Consider the following 16,225-nt stretch of genomic DNA (forward strand, 5'->3'; position numbering starts at 1 on the left):
CGGCCACAAACCCGGCGTTCCAACGAGGGGTCGGATGGGGACGCAGCCGCCGTTGCACCGCACGGTCGTCGTCGTGGACGTGGCCGCGTTCGGCCGGCGCCACCTCGTCCCACAGGAGGAGATCCGGCGCGGGCTGTACGCGGCGTTGGAGAGCGCTTTCGAGGGCTGCGGCCTGGACTGGTCGGCGGCGCACCACGAGGACCGCGGCGACGGCGTGTTCGTGCTCATGCCGCCCGACGCGCCGAAGAGCCGGGTTGCCGGCGGTCTGCGGCACAACCTGCTGGGTGAACTGCTCCGCTACAACGCCACCCGCAACGACGACGCCAAGTTCCAGCTGCGGATGGCGATCACCGCCGGCGAGGTGGTGCACGACGAGCACGGCGTGGTCGGTGACGAAGTGACGTTGGCGTTCCGCCTGCTCGACGCCAAGCCGTTGCGGGACGCGCTGGCCGGTTCGGACGCGCTGCTCGCGCTGATCGTGTCCGACCGGTTCTACGACGACGTGATCCGGCCCGACCCGGCGATGAAGCCGAAGTCGTTCCGGCAGGTCGACGTGGACGTCAAGGAGGTGCACGGGCACGCCTGGGTGCACGTGTCGGACGCCGGGCCGCCTCCGACCGCGAACCCCCCGCCGGCCGCACCGGCCGACCCGGGCCTCCCGCCGGCCGACCCCGGTGGAAAGCGCGCCAAGCCGCGACTGGCGACGGTCCTGCTGGCGGTGCCGCTGCTGTTCGTCGCCGTCACCAACGGCGCGGGTGCGGCGCCGCCCACCGTCCCGCCGTGCCCTCCCCCGGTCCAGCTGAACGTCCTGGTTTCGGCCGAGAAGGAGGTTGTCGTGCGCCGGCTCGCGCTGGGCCTGGAGCGCGACCTCCGCCGGGACAACCCGTTGGGCTGCAAGGAACTCAACACCCTGGTGTTCACCGGCACGTCCGCTCAGGCGGCGGCGGAGGCGTTGGGCGGCGGCTGGCAGCCGGGTGACCTGGTCAAGGTCGGGGCCGAGCCGCACGTGTGGCTGCCGGACACCACGGCCGAGGTCCAGGCGGTCGAGAAGGCGCTGCGCCACCGCGACGACGTCCGCCTGCACCGCCGGGCAGGGGTGGCGGTGTCCCCGCTGGTGCTCGGCGCGTCGGAGGAGTCGGTCGGGCGGATCGCGGAGCCGGACCGCGACTTCGACTGGCGGGACGTGCGGTGGCCGGCCGAGGTGGACACGTCGTCGGGCGTCGGGATGCTCGCCGCGACCGGGCTGGTGCTGCACGAGTTGGGCGGGCTGGACCTGGACGCGCCGGACGTGCCGCGCGAACTGCACGAGATCACCGGCCGCATGACCGCGGACCGGCCGTGCGCCGGCGACGTGACGCTGATCGGGTCGGAGAAGGCGGTCGCGGGCACGCCGGGGTGTCGGGTGCTGTACCCGCGGGACGGCGCGCTGGTGCTGGACCACCCGTTCGTCGAGGTGGAGCGGACGAACCGGAAGAGCGAGCGGCGGCAGCGGATCATGGACCGGTTCCTGGCGCACCTGCTCTCGGCGCCCGCCCAGGAGGAGTTCAGGCGGGAGGGCTTCCGGGACGTGGCCTGGAACGTCGGCTCGCAGCCGGACGTGCGGTCGGGTCGGCCGAAGACGCTCCAGGTCGAGCCGGACGCGACGGCCGTGCGCGCCGCGTGGGAGGCCGCGTCCCGGCGGCGGGTGATCGCGGTGGCCGTCGACGGCTCGGCCGACGCGCGGGTGTTCGCGGACGAGGTGCGGCGGCTGACCGGTCCGCGTGACGAGCTGATCAGCCTGCCCCTGTCCGCGGGCGTGGTCGAGGAAGGCGTCGAGCGCGGGGCGGACGTCGTGGTGCTGGCGTCCGCCGCACCGATCACGCCGATCGCCCACGGCGTCAGCGGTCCGATCCGGGTGGTGGCCGTCGGTCTCACGGATGGGGCTTGCGCGCCCTCAACGGCTCTCTGGGCCGCCGCGACGGCCCACGGCGGCTTGTGCCACGAGATCGGCGGCGGGAACGGCAACGGCGCCGCTGGGGGTCAGGAGCGCGCTCTGGACGACATAGCGCGCGTTGCGTGGGGGAGGGTGATGTGATCCGCGTTCTCATACCGCTGCTGGCGCTCTTGGCGGCCTGCACGACCCCGATCGACGACGAAGCGCGGACCGGGCGCGGACCGATCACTTTCGTCGACGGCCGTGACACGAGCGCGGGCGGCCAGGTGGCGAAGATGGTCGCGCGCTGGAACGAGAGCGCCGGCCTGGACGAACAGGTGGACTTCGTGCAGATGCCGAGTTCCACCGACGCCCACCGCGCCCAGTTGGCCGCGCGTGCCCAGGACCTGGTCGGCGTGCCGGCCAGCCCGGACTGCTACGACGTCATGGCCGTGGACGTGGTGTGGACGGCCGAGTTCGCCGCGGCCGGGCACCTGGAGCCGCTGGACCCGGACGACTTCGGGGCCGACCGGATGCTGCCGCAGGCGGTGGAGGCGGCCATGTCACCCGCGGACGAGGCGCGGTCGCCGGAGGAGCGGAAGCTGTGGGCGGTCCCGTGGCGCACCGACACCGGGTTCCTCTACTACCGCAAGGACGTGCTGGACCAGGAAGGCCTTGAGCCGCCGACCACGTGGGACGACCTGCGGTGGCAGGCGACCGAGGTCGCGCGACGCCACGGGTTGGAGGGCTACGTCGGCCAGTTCCGGCGCTACGAGGGCCTGATCGTGAACGCGGCCGAGGCGATCTGGGCGCACGACGGCGACCTCGACCAGCCGGACGCCCCCGGCACGAAAGCGGGCGTGCGTGCGCTGGCCGAGGGCATCGGGCAGGGCTGGATCCCGCGGGCGGCGCTCGACTACGACGAGAACGCGTCCCTCGACGAGTTCAAGGCCGGCCGGGCGTTGTTCATGCGCAACTGGCCGTACGCGGGGCCGGTGCTCGACGGGACGGACTCCGCGGTGGCCGGGCGGTGGGCCAAGACGACGCTGCCGGGCGCGGGCGCGTTGGGCGGCTGGAACCTGGCCGTGTCGCGGTGCTCGGCGCACCAGCAGACCGCCCGCGAGTTCATCCGGTTCGTCGTCGGCGACGCGAACCAGCGGCTCATGTTCGAGCGCGCCGGGTTCGCGCCGACGTCGACCGCGCTGTACCGGGACCCCGAGCTGGAGGCGGACCTGGCGCCGTTGTGGGAGAGCCTGCGGACCGCCCGCGCCCGGCCGACGTCCCCGCACTACGACGAGCTGACCAGCGTGATGCAGGAGAACCTGCACCACGCGCTGGGGAAGCCGGAGTCCGTGGACAGATCGCTCGACCGGCTCGCCGACGAGCTCGCGAAGGCCGAGGAAGGGCGTTAGGCGTGGCGGCGTAGGGCGTGCCGGCGCGGGCCTCAGGCCGTGGTGGCCTTGGCGAGCGACGTGGTCTGCTTGGCGGCGCGGTTCCAGTCGATCCAGCCGCGGATCACCAGCACCGCGAAGATCGTGTAGACGAACGCGCTGAACCACAGGCCGGACTGGATCTGCAACGGCACGCCGATCGCGTCCACCACGAGCCACACCAGCCAGAACTCGACCAGGCCGAAGCCCTGGAGGGTGAACGCGAGGACCGTGCCGACGAAGATCGCGGCGTCCGGCCACGGCGCCCAGGAGGCGTCCAACGCGTCGAGGACGAGGGCGAAGCCGACCGTGCCGACGACGAACGCGACCGCGACGGCGATGCGTTCCACGGTCGTGCCCTTGCGGACGACGACGCCGAACACCGGGTCGCGCCGCCGGCTCCACGCCCACCAGCCGTAGAGGGTGATCAGCGCGATCACCACCTGGCGCGCGGCGGTGCCGCCGAGTTGGGCGGACACGTAGACGACGAACAGCAGCGTGACCGAGACCAGTTGCACGGGCCACGTCCAGAGTGAGCGTTTCTGCGCCAGGTAGACCACCACCAGCGCGAAGACCTGGCCGATGAACTCCGCCCAGGAGACCTTCTGACCGAAGACCGTGAAGCCCTGCTCCAACAAGACGTGCACCGCGTCCTCCATCCCCGACAGGGTCCGGGGCACGGATGACGGGCGTGACGCGCTCCGGAGCGCATGTCTCTCACTCGCATCGAACATCAGCCCGCGCGTCTGTGTTCCTGGGATGGCGAAAAGCACGGGAATCCCGAAGCACCGGCCGGCGGCGGAGGTGTCATCTCGACTTCAGCGGTCGTACACCGTCGGCCCGTAGTTTCCGCCCATGCGAATCCTGCTCATGGCCGCCCTGGTGCCGCTGCTGATCGCCTCCTCGCCCGGCCCCGACGAGGTCGTGCCGGTCGCCCAGACCCGCGCGTTCGTCGACGACGCGTCCGGGACGCCGGCCAACGCGGACGCCGACGACCCGGCGATCTGGGTGCACCCGCGGTCGGCCCGGCAGAGCGTCGTGCTCGGCACGCTGAAGGAGGGCGGGCTGGCCGCGTTCGACCTGGCCGGTCGGACGCTCGGCACCTACCCGGCGCCCGTGCCGCCGACGCCGGACGCCAAGCCCGGCCGGTTCAACAACGTGGACGTGCTGAGCCGGGTGCCGGTGGGTAAGCGGACGCGGGACCTGGCGTTCGTCAGCGACCGCGGTCGGGACCGGGTCCGGGTGTACGAGATCGACGGGCGGGGTGCGGCGGCGGGGGCGTCGGTCGTCCGGGACGTCACCGATCCCGGCGCGCGACCGGTGTTCTCGGCGTCGGAGGAGGAAGTGGACGAGCAGCACACCGCGTACGGGTTGGCGGCCGGTGTCGTCGGGCGGACGCCGGTGGTCGTGACGAACCGGCGCAACGAGACCAGGGTGGCGTTGCTGCACGTCGTGGCCGGTCCGGACCGTTCCGTCGGCACCGCCGTGGTGGCCACGATCGACCTGCCGGCGTCGTTCCGACTGCCCGACGGGACCGAGTGGGTGCCGTGCGGCGAGCCGGGCGAACGCCCGCAGCTGGAGGGCATGGTCGTCGACTCCGAGCACGGCGTGCTGTACGCGGCGCAGGAGGACGTCGGCATCTGGCGCGTCCCGCTGCGTGCCGCCGGGTTCGGCACGCCGGTGCTGGTCGACAAGGTGCGGTCGTTCGGCGTGCCGCAGAGCTACGACCCGGAGACTGAAGAGTGCTCGGTGTCGGGCGCGGACCCGGGCTTCGGCGGCAGGTGGCTGACGGCGGACGCCGAGGGGCTGGCCGTCGGTGACGACTACCTGATCGCGTCCAGCCAGGGTGACTCGCGGTTCGTGGCCTACGAGCGGACGGGCCGCAACGGGTACGTCGGGGAGTTCGTGGTGGGCAGCGGCCGGGGCAACGACTCGGTGGAGCACTCGGACGGCGCGCACCTGGTGACCGCCGACCTCGGCCGGGAGTACCCGGAAGGGCTGCTGGTGCTGCACGACGGCGAACGCACCCCGGCCGTCGGCGACTTGGCCACCACCGGGTTCGCGTACGTGAGCTGGGCGGACGTGTTGGACGAGCTGGACTGACCCACCACGCAGCGGCAGGCCCCCACCAACGGGTGAGGGCCTGCCGCTGAGTCTGGAACGTCGTCAGGTGCGGACGCCGGAACCGACCACCGAACCAACCACCGACCCGAACCGCGCCGACCTGGGACCGCCAGGCCTGCACCGCCGCACTGGACCACCGGGCTGGGCCGCCAAGCCGGACCACCGGACCCGACCACCGGACCCGACCACCGGGCTGGGCCACGGGGCCGGTCCGCCAGGCGGAACCGCCGGGCCGGACCACCGGATGGGTCACGGCGCTGGACCACTGGGCCGGAACAATGGGCGGGGCCGTCAGACCGGAACCGGCTCGGACCGGGACCGGGTCAGCGGCCTTCGGTGGGCGGCCTCGGCATCCCGGCGGGCGGGGTCGGGGGGTCCATCCGGCCCTGCTGGCCCTGCGCCGCACGTCCGGGGGCACGGGTGGCGCCCGTCCCCGCCGTCACCGGCTCCTGCTCACGACGCGGTGCCGGGGCGATGTGCGCGGACTCTTCCTGGATCTTGTTGAGCCAGCCCTCCCAGCGCTGCTGCATCGGCCGCACCAACCCGCCGCCGACGCCGATCACGATCACGCCGGCGACCGTGGCCAGCACCGCGATCAGCACCGGCATGGTCACCGCGACGGCGATGCCGAGCTGGTTCAGCGCCGCGATCACACCGAGCGCCACGATGAACCCGTACGTGATGTTGCCCAGGATCTTCGTGTACGGGCGGTTGCCCAGCGAGCCGGTCACGATGCCCTTCAGCGCCTTGCCGATCGCGGCGGCGACGAGCACCAGGATGATCGCCACGATGATGCGCGGCAGGTAGGCGATGACGTCGTTGAGCAGCACGCTCACCGCGTTGCCGGTGCCGAACACGCCGAACGCGAGTTGGAGGGCGATCAGCAGCACGAAGTAGTAGACGATCTTGACGATCAAGCCGGAGGCGTCGATCGGTGACTTCGAGCCGCCGAGGCCGGACCGCTCGACGAGGCGGCCGAAGCCGACCCGCTTGAGCAGGAATCCGACGGCTTTGGCCAGTGCCTTGGCGATCAGCCAACCGATGAACAGGACCAGCAGGAAGCCGAGGAGCTTCGGCACGAACGTGGCCACCATCGTCCACGCCTGTCCGAGTCCTTCGGTGATCTGGGTACCCACGACGACCCTCCTTCGCATTTCGCTTGTGGTGGAGATCGTTTCCTAGTGCGCATCACCCGGCAACCTGAAGTGGTGGCACGAAAGGGTGACTGACGTGGCGGTTCCCGCCTGGACAGTCCAGAGTGGAATCACCGGTGGGGACCGGGGAGAGGGAAACGCCCGGCGCGGGATTCTCGCGCCGGGCGTTTTCGCATCGGATTTTCGCGCGGGAACGGAGTCAGAATCCGGCGGACACTCCCCTGCCGTCCAGGTACGCCTGCACGTGCTGCGCCGACGATTCCTGCGCCGGGTCCGGCCTCGGGTCGCCGGGGCAGGTCGAACTGCTGGCCGGCAGCACGCCGTCGATCAGGTACCGGTCGACGGACTTGTCCACGCACGCGTTCCCGCCGCCGTAGATGCCGTGCTTGCCCTCGTCCAGCACGGTGATCAGGTTGTGCCCCAGCCGCGCGGCCATCGCCGGTCCGCTCTCGTACTGCGTCTGGGTGTCACCGTCCGCCTGCACGATCAACCCGACGGGGTACCCCGCGCGCTTGAGCGCCACGGCCGGCTCGGGCGGTGTGAACGTGCGGAACGTGCAGGTGGTCGGCGCGGCGCGGAGGACGCCGTAGCCGTACGGGTAGCGGTCGCGGAAGACCCGCATGTCCTCGTAGTACGTCTCCAAGTCGGTCGGCCAGTCGACCTCGCACGTCACCGTGTTGAACACGCCGGACACCAGGTCGTCGCGCGCCGACCGGGCCATCAGCGCCGCGGCCTCCGACGCCTTCCCGGCCCGCAGCCGGATCACCGAGTCCGCCAGTTCCGACCACAGTGGACGGTAGCGGCTGCCGACGCCGACCGTGGCGTCGAACGTGGTCCGGTCGAAGTCCTCGACGGGTGCCGCCCCGAGCGTGGCCGCGACCCCTTCCACCGTCGTCAGCACCTCGCCCGAGGTCGCTCCGAGCTTGAACCGGTCGTTGTGCTGCGCGGCCCACGCCGCCCACGCCTCGACGTTGCGCCGGATCGCCACCGCCTGCGCCCGGAACTGCTCGCGCCAGATCCACTCCGGGTGCACGGACGAGTCGAGCACGCTGCGGTCCAGCCGGTTCGGGAACAGGCTCCCGTACACCGCGCCCAGGTACGTCCCGTAGGAGTAGCCCAGGTAGTTGAGCTTCTCCTCCCCCAGCACCGCACGCACCACGTCGAGGTCGCGCGCGGTGTTCGCGGAGCTGATGAACGGCCGGATACCGCCGGCCGCGCGGTGGCAGGCGTCCTCGGCGGCCCGTGCCTCGGCGGCCCACTTCGGGAACTCGGAATCGGCCGGTCGGGAGTCGACCGCGGCGAACTCGGGCACCGTGCGGCACGTCAGCGCGGTCGACCCGCCGACACCGCGCGGGTCGAAGCCGATCAGGTCGTACACCTTCGAGGCTTCCGCGTGGGCCAGGAACGACGGCATGTCCAGGCCCGACCCGCCCGGACCACCGGGGTTGAGCACCAGGATGCCGCGCCGGCGGCCGGGGTCCGCCGCCTTCTTCCGGCTGATGGCCAGCGAGATCCGGTCGGCCGCGGGCCGGGCGTAGTCCAGCGGCAGGACCAGGTCCGCGCACTCCAGGTCCTGCCGGCACGGCGACCACTCGAGCTGCTGGCCGTGGAACTCGGCCAGCGGATCGCTGCGTGCGGCGCCGGACGACGCCGCACCCGGCGACGCCGTTCCTGACGACGCCGTGCCGAGCGGCGCCGTGCCGAGCGGCGCCGTGCCGAACGACGGCGTCATCCCCGTCGCCAGCACCGCGGCCACCGCCAGGCCGACTGACATGTACCTGCGCACGAGCACCCTCCACGAAGAGCCGGTCCGATTGCCACCGACCGTAGGGCGATCGACGCACAGCGTCAGGTTGTGTCACTCGTTGGTGTCGGCCATCCGGGCCCGTGCGATCGTTGGGGTATGACCAGCTCAGCCGCGCTGTCGCGGGCCACCTTGCGGACGCTGCAACGGGCGTCGGGCGACCTGGCCGCGGCGAGCGTGGCCGAGATGGAGGAACGCCTGCCGTGGTTCCGGCGGATGCCCGCCGACCAGCGTGCGGGCGTGCTGCTGCTGATCCAGAACGGGGTGGCCGGGTTCGTGTCCTGGCTGCACGACCCGCAGCAGGCGATCCGGCTGACCGCCGAGGCGTTCCGGTCCGCGCCCAAGGACATCTCGCGGTGGGTGAGCCTGCGGCAGACCGTCGAGCTGGTGCGGATCGCGCTGGAGCTGTTCGAGCGGCAACTGCCGCAGCTGGCCGAGAACGAGGCCGAGCGCGCGCTGCTCAGCGAGGGCGTGCTGCGGTACGGACGGGAGATCGCGTTCTCCGCGGCCACCTCGTACGCGGCGGCGGCCGAGGCGCGCGGCGCGTGGGACGCCCGGCTGGAGGCGTTGGTCGTGGACGGGATCGTGCGTGGCGACGCTGAGGAGTCGCTGCTGTCCCGGGCCACCGCGCTGGGCTGGGACCCGGCGGCCGAGGCGACCGTGCTGGTGGGCAACCCGCCGTCGGACGACCCGCCGGCCGTGGTGTTCGAGGTGCGCAGCCGGGCGGCCCGGATCAGCCGGGCGGTGCTGCTGAGCGTGCAGGGCTCGCGGCTGGTGGTCGTGCTGGGCGGTGAGACGGAACGGGGTGAGTCGCTGGCCCGGATCTCGGACGCGTTCGGCCCCGGTCCGGTGGTCGCCGGTCCGACCGTGACGAGCCTGGCCGAGGCGCACCGCAGCGCCAGCGACGCGTTGTCCGGGCTGCGCGCGGTGGTCGGGTGGCCCTCCGCGCCGCGACCGGTGCGGTCGCTCGACCTGCTGCCGGAGCGTGCGCTGGCCGGTGACCCGGAGGCCGAGTGGCAGCTGGTGGACCGGGTGGCCCGGCCGTTGGAGGACGCGGGCGGCTCGATGCTGGAGACGGTGGATGCGTTCCTGGAAGTGGGCGGCGTGCTGGAGGCGTGCGCGCGGAAGCTGTTCGTGCACCCGAACACGGTCCGTTACCGGTTGAAGCGGGCGACCGAGCTCACCGGGAGGAACGCCAACGATCCCCGTGACGCTCTGGTGCTGCGCATCGCACTGTCCGTGGGGCGACTGGCCCGCGCTCGTGGCCTTTGGTGACGAGTCGAGGGACGCTCGACCGGGTGTGACGGACGACGCATGTCCGGTTTGGGTCGAGTTCGACAACACATCACGTCGTTCTACGTTCATCGCAGAGTCACATTTGTAGAGACCCTACAAAGGCTGGTCGCTGGTTTCGTCCGTGGCAGCATCACCGGATCCGGCCGCGAGAGTGTTCAGTGAGCGGGTGATCGCGCTCCTCGCCCCCGGACAGGGGTCCCAGACACCCGGCATGCTCGCCCCGTGGCTCGAACTCGAAGGGGCCGCCGAGCGCGTCGGCGCGTGGTCCGAGGCGACCGGCCTCGACCTCGTCCGCCTCGGCACGACCGCCGAAGCGGAGGAGATCCAGGACACCTCGGTGACGCAGCCGCTGGTCGTCGCGCTCGCCCTGCTCGCCTACGAGGAGCTGCGCCGTCGGGTCGAGCTGCCCGCCGACACGATCATCGCCGGCCACTCGGTCGGTGAGCTGGCCGCCGCCGCGATCGCGGGCGTGATGAGCCCCGACGACGCGGTCGCGCTGGCCGCCGTGCGCGGCGCCGAGATGGCCGCCGCGTGCGCGTTGACGCCGACCGGCATGACGGCGGTGCTCCTCGGTGAGCAGGACGAGGTGCTGGCCCACCTGGAGCAGCTGGGCCTGGTCGGCGCGAACCTCAACGGCGCGCGCCAGATCGTGGCCGCCGGTCCGCTGGACGCGCTGGAGAAGCTGGTCGCCGAACCGCCGCCCGGCGCGAAGGTCCGCGCGCTCAAGGTCGCCGGCGCGTTCCACACGAAGTACATGGCACCCGCCCAGGAGGCGCTGCGTGCCCGCGCCGCCGGGATCGTGGTGAAGGACCCGGAGCTGCCGCTGCTGTCCAACGCCGACGGCGCGGTCGTGACCGACGGCGCCGAGGTGCTGAACCGCCTCATCTCCCAGGTGACCAACCCGGTGCGCTGGGACGCCTGCCAGGCCACCCTGGCCGCGAGCGGCGTGACCGCACTGGTCGAACTGCCGCCGGCCGGCGCGTTGACCGGCCTGGCGAAGCGCGAGCTGAAGGGCACCCCCACCTTGGGCCTCAAGACCCCCGACCAGCTGGACGAGGTCGTCGCCCTGCTCACCGGCGCCGAGGTGACCGGGTGACCGCGCTCTCGATCCCCACCGGCCCGGCCGGCACCCGCATCCTCGGCCTGGGCAGCTACCAGCCCGAGACGATCGTCAGCAACCACGACCTCAGCCTCCGCATGGACACCTCGGACGAGTGGATCCGGGACCGGGTCGGCATCGCCAACCGCCGGGTGGCCAAGCCGGACGAGCTGCTGGTCGACATGGCCGCCGAGGCCGGCGCGAAGGCGGTGGCCGACGCGGGGCTCGCCCCTTCGGACATCGGCGCGGTCATCGTGGCCACCTGCACCATGCCGACCCAGATCCCCAACGCGGCGGCGCAGGTCGCCGACCGGATCGGGATCGCGGGCTCGCCCGCGTTCGACCTGAACGCCGCGTGCGCCGGCTTCTGCTACGCCCTGGGCACCGCGTCCGACCTGGTCCGCGCGGGCACCGCGAAGCACGTGCTGGTGATCGGCGCGGAGAAGCTGACCGACTGGGTCGACCAGGACGACCGGTCCACCGCGATCATCTTCGCCGACGGCGCGGGCGCGGCGGTCGTCGGTCCGTCCGACGAGCCGGGCATCGGGCCGGTGGCCTGGGGCAGCGCCGGCGAGCTGGCCGACATGATCCGGATCGCCGACCGCGAGTCGTTCATCTTCCAGGAGGGCCAGGCGGTCTTCCGCTGGGCCACCACCCAGATCGCGCCGATCGCGCTCCAGGCGATCGAACTGGCCGGCATCGAGGTGTCCGATGTGGACGTCTTCGTGCCGCACCAGGCGAACCTGCGGATCGTCGAGGCCATCGCGAAGCGCTTGCGCGCCAAGGGAGCCCGTGAAGACCTCGTGATCGCACGTGACATCGTGGACTCCGGCAACACCTCGTCCGCTTCCATCCCGCTCGCGCTCGACCACATGCGCGCCGCGGGTGAGGTGCGCAGCGGTGACGTGGCGCTGCTCGTCGGCTTCGGAGCGGGCCTGTCCTACGCGGGACAGGTCGTCCGACTGCCGTGACCGCACATCCAGACTCCGGTGGGACCAACCAGCCGGCGAAGCAAGAAGAAGGAAGGGATTTTCAGTGAGCAACGAGGACATCCAGAAGGGGCTCGCCGAGATCGTCGAGGAGGTCGCCGGTGTCGAGGCGGCCGACGTGACGGTCGACAAGTCCTTTGTGGACGATCTGGACATCGACTCGCTGTCCATGGTGGAGATCGCCGTGCAGGCCGAGGACAAGTTCGGCGTGAAGATCCCGGACGACGAGCTGGCCAACCTCAAGACCGTGGGCGATGCGGTCAACTACATCGCCAGCAACGCATGACCAGTAACAACGACGTCGTCGTCACCGGGCTGGGTGCCACCACCCCGCTCGGTGGCGATGCCGCCTCCACCTGGGATGCGCTCCTGGCCGGCCGCAGCGGTGTGAAGCCGCTGATCGGTGGGTTCGCGGAGCGGTTCGAGCTGCCCGTGCGGATCGCCGCGCGGCTCGCGGTCGAGCCCACCGAGGTGCTGCCCCGCGTCGAGGCGCGCCGGTTGGACCGCTGCGAGCAGGTCGCCGTGGTCGCCGCCCGCCAGGCGTGGGCGGACTCCGGGCTCGGCGACGACGGCGTCGACCCCGAACGGCTCGGCGTCATCGTCGGCACCGGCATCGGCGGCGCGATGACGCTGCTGGAGCAGGACGACCTGATCGAGGCCTCCGGGCTGCGCAAGGTGTCGCCGCTGACCGTGCCGATGCTCATGCCCAACGGCCCGGCCGCGCACGTCGGCCTGGACCTGAAGGCACGCGCGGGCGTGCACGCGCCGGTGTCGGCGTGCGCGTCCGGCGCCGAGGCGCTGGCCTGGGCGTTCCGGATGTTGAAGTCCGGTGAAGCGGACGTGGTCGTGGCCGGTGGCGCGGAAGCGTGCATCACCACCATCACCATGGCCGGCTTCATCCAGGCCCGGACCATGAGCACCCGCAACGACGACCCGGAAGCCGCGTCGCGCCCGTTCGACGTGAACCGGGACGGGTTCGTGCTCGGCGAAGGCGCCGGGATCATGGTGCTGGAGCGCGAGGAGTTCGCCCGTGCCCGCGGCGCGCGGATCTACGGCAAGCTCGCGGGCATCGGCACCAGCTCCGACGGCCACCACATCACCGCGGCGGACCCCGAGGGCATCGGGCAGTCGCGGGCCATCGCGAAGGCGATCCAGGTCGCGGGCGTGGACAAGGCCGACGTCGGCCACGTCAACTGCCACGCGACGTCCACGCAGGTGGGCGACGTGATCGAGCCGCAGGCGGTGCGCCGGGCGATCGGCGACCACCCGGTGCTGACCGCGCCCAAGGGCAACCACGGCCACCTGCTGGGCGCTTCGGGCGCGGTGGAGGCGATCACCACGCTGCTGTCGGTCCGCGACGGCATCGTGCCGCCGACGCTGAACCTGGAGGACCAGGACCCGAAGGTGCAGCTGGAAGTCGTCACCGGCGAGCCACGCAAGATCGACTTGGTGGCCGCGGTGAACAACTCCTTCGGGTTCGGCGGGCACAACGTCTCGCTCGTGTTCACCCAGGCCTGACAGACGTCTACGAGGAGCTTCGCGATGACTGCCCTTGCGTCCCGCCCGGCGAACCCGGAGGCGGATGCCGTGCTCGACCCGCGCGACCCGGAGGTCCGGCTCGCGCAACTGCTGGACCCCGGTTCGATCGCGCCGTTGCGGCCCCGTGACGGCAGCGGCATGTTCGCCGTGCGCGGGCGCATCAACGGCGCGAAGGTCGTCGCGTACTGCAGTGACGCGACGCGGATGGGCGGGGCGCTCGGGTCGGAGGGCTGCCGGCACATCGTGGAGGCGATCGACACCGCGGTGCGCGACCGCACCCCGGTGATCGGCGTCTGGCACTCCGGCGGCGCGCGGCTGCCGGAGGGCGTCGAGTCGCTGGACGGCATGGGCCAGATGTTCGCCGCGATGATCCGGGCGTCCGGTCGGGTGCCGCAGATCTCCGTGGTGGTCGGGCCGGCGGCCGGCGGCGGGGCGTACGGGCCCGCGCTGACCGACGTGGTGATCATGGCCCCGGCCGGCAAGGTCTTCGTGACCGGGCCGGACGTGGTCCGGTCGGTGACCGGCGAGCAGATCGACATGGACGGGCTGGGCGGCGCGGAGGCGCACGGGCGGAAGTCCGGCGTGGTCCACGTGATCGCTTCCGACGAGCCGGACGCCTACGAGCGGGCCCGCCGGATCACCGGTCTGTTCGCCCAGCCTGGCGTGTTCGACCTGCACTCGGTGCCGGACGGCGACGACCTGCGGGCGTTGCTGCCCGAGCAGCCGCAGCGGGCGTACGACGTGAAGCCCCTCGTGGCGGCGATCCTCGACGCGGACTCGTTCGAGGAGTTGCAGGCGAAGTGGGCGCCGAACATCGTGGTCGGCTTGGGCCGGCTCGGTGGACGGACGGTCGGCGTGATCGCGAACAACCCGATCCGCAAGGGCGGGTGCCTCGACTCGCTGTCGGCGGAGAAGGCGGCGCGGTTCGTGCGGATGTGCGACGCGTTCGGCGTGCCGCTGCTGGTGCTCGTGGACGTGCCGGGGTACCTGCCCGGTGTCGGCCAGGAGTGGGACGGCGTGGTGCGGCGTGGCGCGAAGCTGCTGCACGCGTTCGGCGAGTCCGTGGTGCCGCGGGTGACATTGGTGACGCGGAAGTCGTACGGCGGCGCGTACATCGCGATGAACTCGCGGTCGTTGGGCGCCACGGCGGTGTTCGCGTGGCCGATCGCGGAGGTGGCCGTGATGGGTGCCAAGGCCGCAGTCGGCATCCTGCACCGCAAGAAGCTGGCGGCCGTGCCGGACGACGAGCGGGAGGCGTTGCACGCTTCGCTCGTCGAGGAGCACGAGCGGATCGCCGGCGGCGTGGAGCGGGCGATCGCCATCGGCGTGGTGGACGAGGTCGTCGAGCCGACCAAGACCCGCCGCAAGCTGGCCCAGGCCCTGGCCGCGGCGCCCGCCGGCCGCGGGGCGCACGGGAACATCCCGCTCTAGCTCCACTCCCACGGCTCCGCCGCCGTACGGTGGGGTCGCTCCGTCGGGGGGCGACCCCACCGCGCATTCGCGCGGTGTGCGACCGGACGCCTCGCGGCAGGTCAGCAGGGAGCGAACTGGGAGGTCGAGCCTTCGGTGCCCAGGTCGACGCGGAGGGCGCCGCGCTCCTCCTGCAACGGGTACACGACGCGCCAGTGGATGCAGTCGGCCTGGAGCTCGGCCGGCGCCTTGGCCACGTCCTGGGTGCTGGTGAACGTCATGAGCACGCGCAGCCTGGTCGGGGTGACCGACTCGATCCGGTGCACCAGGATCGTGCCGTCGCGGGAGCTCTCGTAGTCCGACAGCCAGCGGGACGTCGGCGTCTGGCTCACCCGGTGCGCGGTCACGGTCTTGGCCCACTGGTCGTAGTCGTGGCCGTTGATCGCGTCGAAGAACTGCTGGAGCACGGCGTGGACGCGCCGGCCGTCAGGGTGCTGCGACGCGTCGATGCTCAACTGGACCGTGCCGGTGCCGGGTTGGGCGCTGCGCGGCACGGAGCTGGACGGCCCTGAGCTCGGCACCGCGATCTGGTCGCCCTGTGCCTGTGCGGGCCGCTGGTACACCTCGCGCGCGAGCACACCGACGCCGGCCGTGGCGGTGGCGACCAGGAGCACGACGGGCAGCAGCAAGCGTGCGGACACACCACGAGCGTGCCACAGCGGCCGTGACCGCGCGCCGGAACCCGTTGACCGCCAAGGGCGACCTCGGGCGGTGGACCGGCGGCGGATGCCGCCGGCAGGCTCAGCCCACGCGGTGGAGCCAGGTGACGGGGGCGCCGTCGCCCGCGCGGCGGAACGGCTCCAGGGCGTCGTCCCAGGCCGCGCCCAGGATCTCGTCCACGCCGTGCGCGAACGACTCGCCGCCCCTGCTGCGGCCGGCCAGGGCTCGGAGCTGGTCCTCGGACACGACGATGTCGCCGTTCGCGCTGGTGCGCGCATGCCACAGGCCCAGCACGGGCGCGAAGCAGTACCGCACGCCGTCCACTCCCGGACTCGGGTCTTCCGTCACCTCGAACCTGAGCATCGGCCACGCCCTGAGGGCGGACACGAGTCGGGCCCCGGTGCCGGCGTCGCCGGTCCAGTTGCATTCGGCGCGCAACTGTCCGGGCGCCGCGGGCTGCGCCGCCCACTTGAGGTCCGCTCGCTCACCGAGGGTGCCCGAGATCGCCCACTCGACGTGCGGACAGACCGCAGACGGCGACGAGTGGACGTAGACCACGCCACTGCTGCTGCCACGGGTGCTCACAGCTGACCTCCGCTACTCGACGAGGGACGTCTTCCCCTACGGCCTGTCGATGACGCGGACGATCTTGTGAATTCCCGACTTGGTCATTCTGCCCGCTGCGGCTGCGGTCCGCCATAAGAACCATCGCGTTCCTCACCCGGGCGGGTCGGATACAGGACTTTCG

At 72.2% G+C, this 16,225-nt stretch carries 14 protein-coding genes; 9 read left to right on the forward strand and 5 right to left on the reverse strand.

The annotated features are described in order from the left end of the window. Positions 1–34 precede the first annotated feature (34 nt). Positions 35–2,074, forward strand: coding sequence for a substrate-binding domain-containing protein (locus tag OQ02_RS40750; protein WP_051771919.1), 2,040 nt, complete (start codon positions 35–37; stop codon positions 2,072–2,074). Next, positions 2,071–3,324 (forward strand): ABC transporter substrate-binding protein, encoded by a 1,254-nt coding sequence (locus tag OQ02_RS06090; RefSeq protein ID WP_033437253.1) that lies wholly within the window; start codon positions 2,071–2,073, stop codon positions 3,322–3,324. The genes OQ02_RS40750 and OQ02_RS06090 overlap by 4 nt, the downstream gene beginning before the upstream one ends. Before the next feature lie 32 nt (positions 3,325–3,356). On the opposite strand, the gene pnuC is transcribed toward OQ02_RS06090, so the two are convergent. Next, positions 3,357–3,989 (reverse strand): nicotinamide riboside transporter PnuC, encoded by a 633-nt coding sequence (gene pnuC, locus OQ02_RS06095; RefSeq protein ID WP_156076912.1) that lies wholly within the window; start codon positions 3,987–3,989, stop codon positions 3,357–3,359. 208 nt (positions 3,990–4,197) lie between these two features. Between pnuC and OQ02_RS06100 the strand changes: the two genes are divergently transcribed. Next, entirely contained in the window at positions 4,198–5,445 is a 1,248-nt protein-coding gene (locus OQ02_RS06100; RefSeq protein WP_081915419.1) for a phytase, read from the forward strand. Between the two features lie 344 nt (positions 5,446–5,789). Here the strand turns inward: OQ02_RS06100 and OQ02_RS06105 are convergent, their stop codons facing one another. Both OQ02_RS06105 and OQ02_RS06110 read right to left on the reverse strand, forming a co-directional pair. Then, a complete protein-coding gene (locus OQ02_RS06105) occupies positions 5,790–6,602 on the reverse strand; it encodes a mechanosensitive ion channel family protein (RefSeq protein WP_033437255.1) in 813 nt (270 codons plus the stop codon). Positions 6,603–6,819: 217 nt separating this feature from the next. Next, entirely contained in the window at positions 6,820–8,406 is a 1,587-nt protein-coding gene (locus OQ02_RS06110; RefSeq protein ID WP_051772002.1) for an alpha/beta fold hydrolase, read from the reverse strand. Positions 8,407–8,523: 117 nt separating this feature from the next. Between OQ02_RS06110 and OQ02_RS06115 the strand changes: the two genes are divergently transcribed. The 6 genes from OQ02_RS06115 (at position 8,524) to OQ02_RS06140 (ending at position 14,778) form a co-directional block, all read left to right on the forward strand. Beyond that, complete coding sequence (locus tag OQ02_RS06115) at positions 8,524–9,699, forward strand: PucR family transcriptional regulator (protein WP_033437256.1); 1,176 nt, start codon at positions 8,524–8,526, stop codon at positions 9,697–9,699. A 187-nt stretch (positions 9,700–9,886) separates the two neighbouring features. Then, complete coding sequence (locus OQ02_RS06120; protein WP_081915443.1) at positions 9,887–10,816, forward strand: ACP S-malonyltransferase; 930 nt, start codon at positions 9,887–9,889, stop codon at positions 10,814–10,816. Then, positions 10,813–11,790: a beta-ketoacyl-ACP synthase III gene (locus OQ02_RS06125; RefSeq protein ID WP_033437258.1), complete on the forward strand. Its 978-nt coding sequence runs from the start codon at positions 10,813–10,815 to the stop codon at positions 11,788–11,790. The genes OQ02_RS06120 and OQ02_RS06125 overlap by 4 nt, the downstream gene beginning before the upstream one ends. A gap of 64 nt (positions 11,791–11,854) precedes the next feature. Beyond that, complete coding sequence (locus OQ02_RS06130; RefSeq protein ID WP_033437259.1) at positions 11,855–12,094, forward strand: acyl carrier protein; 240 nt, start codon at positions 11,855–11,857, stop codon at positions 12,092–12,094. After that, entirely contained in the window at positions 12,091–13,326 is a 1,236-nt protein-coding gene (locus OQ02_RS06135; protein WP_033437260.1) for a beta-ketoacyl-[acyl-carrier-protein] synthase family protein, read from the forward strand. Before OQ02_RS06130 ends, OQ02_RS06135 begins: the two co-directional genes overlap by 4 nt. A 24-nt stretch (positions 13,327–13,350) precedes the next feature. Continuing rightward, positions 13,351–14,778, forward strand: a complete 1,428-nt coding sequence (locus OQ02_RS06140; protein ID WP_033437261.1) for an acyl-CoA carboxylase subunit beta — start codon at positions 13,351–13,353, stop codon at positions 14,776–14,778. 101 nt (positions 14,779–14,879) lie between these two features. Here the strand turns inward: OQ02_RS06140 and OQ02_RS06145 are convergent, their stop codons facing one another. Both OQ02_RS06145 and OQ02_RS06150 read right to left on the reverse strand, forming a co-directional pair. Further along, the gene (locus tag OQ02_RS06145) at positions 14,880–15,458 is read right to left on the reverse strand and encodes a hypothetical protein (protein WP_051771922.1); all 579 of its coding nucleotides are present in this window, start codon (positions 15,456–15,458) and stop codon (positions 14,880–14,882) included. 100 nt (positions 15,459–15,558) lie between these two features. After that, positions 15,559–16,062 carry a DUF3145 domain-containing protein gene (locus OQ02_RS06150; RefSeq protein ID WP_156076900.1) on the reverse strand — a complete coding sequence of 168 codons (504 nt, stop codon included), beginning with the start codon at positions 16,060–16,062 and terminating at the stop codon, positions 15,559–15,561. Positions 16,063–16,225: the final 163 nt, after the last annotated feature.

The organism is Saccharothrix sp. NRRL B-16314 (assembly GCF_000716595.1).
In the GTDB taxonomy this organism is placed as follows: domain Bacteria; phylum Actinomycetota; class Actinomycetes; order Mycobacteriales; family Pseudonocardiaceae; genus Actinosynnema.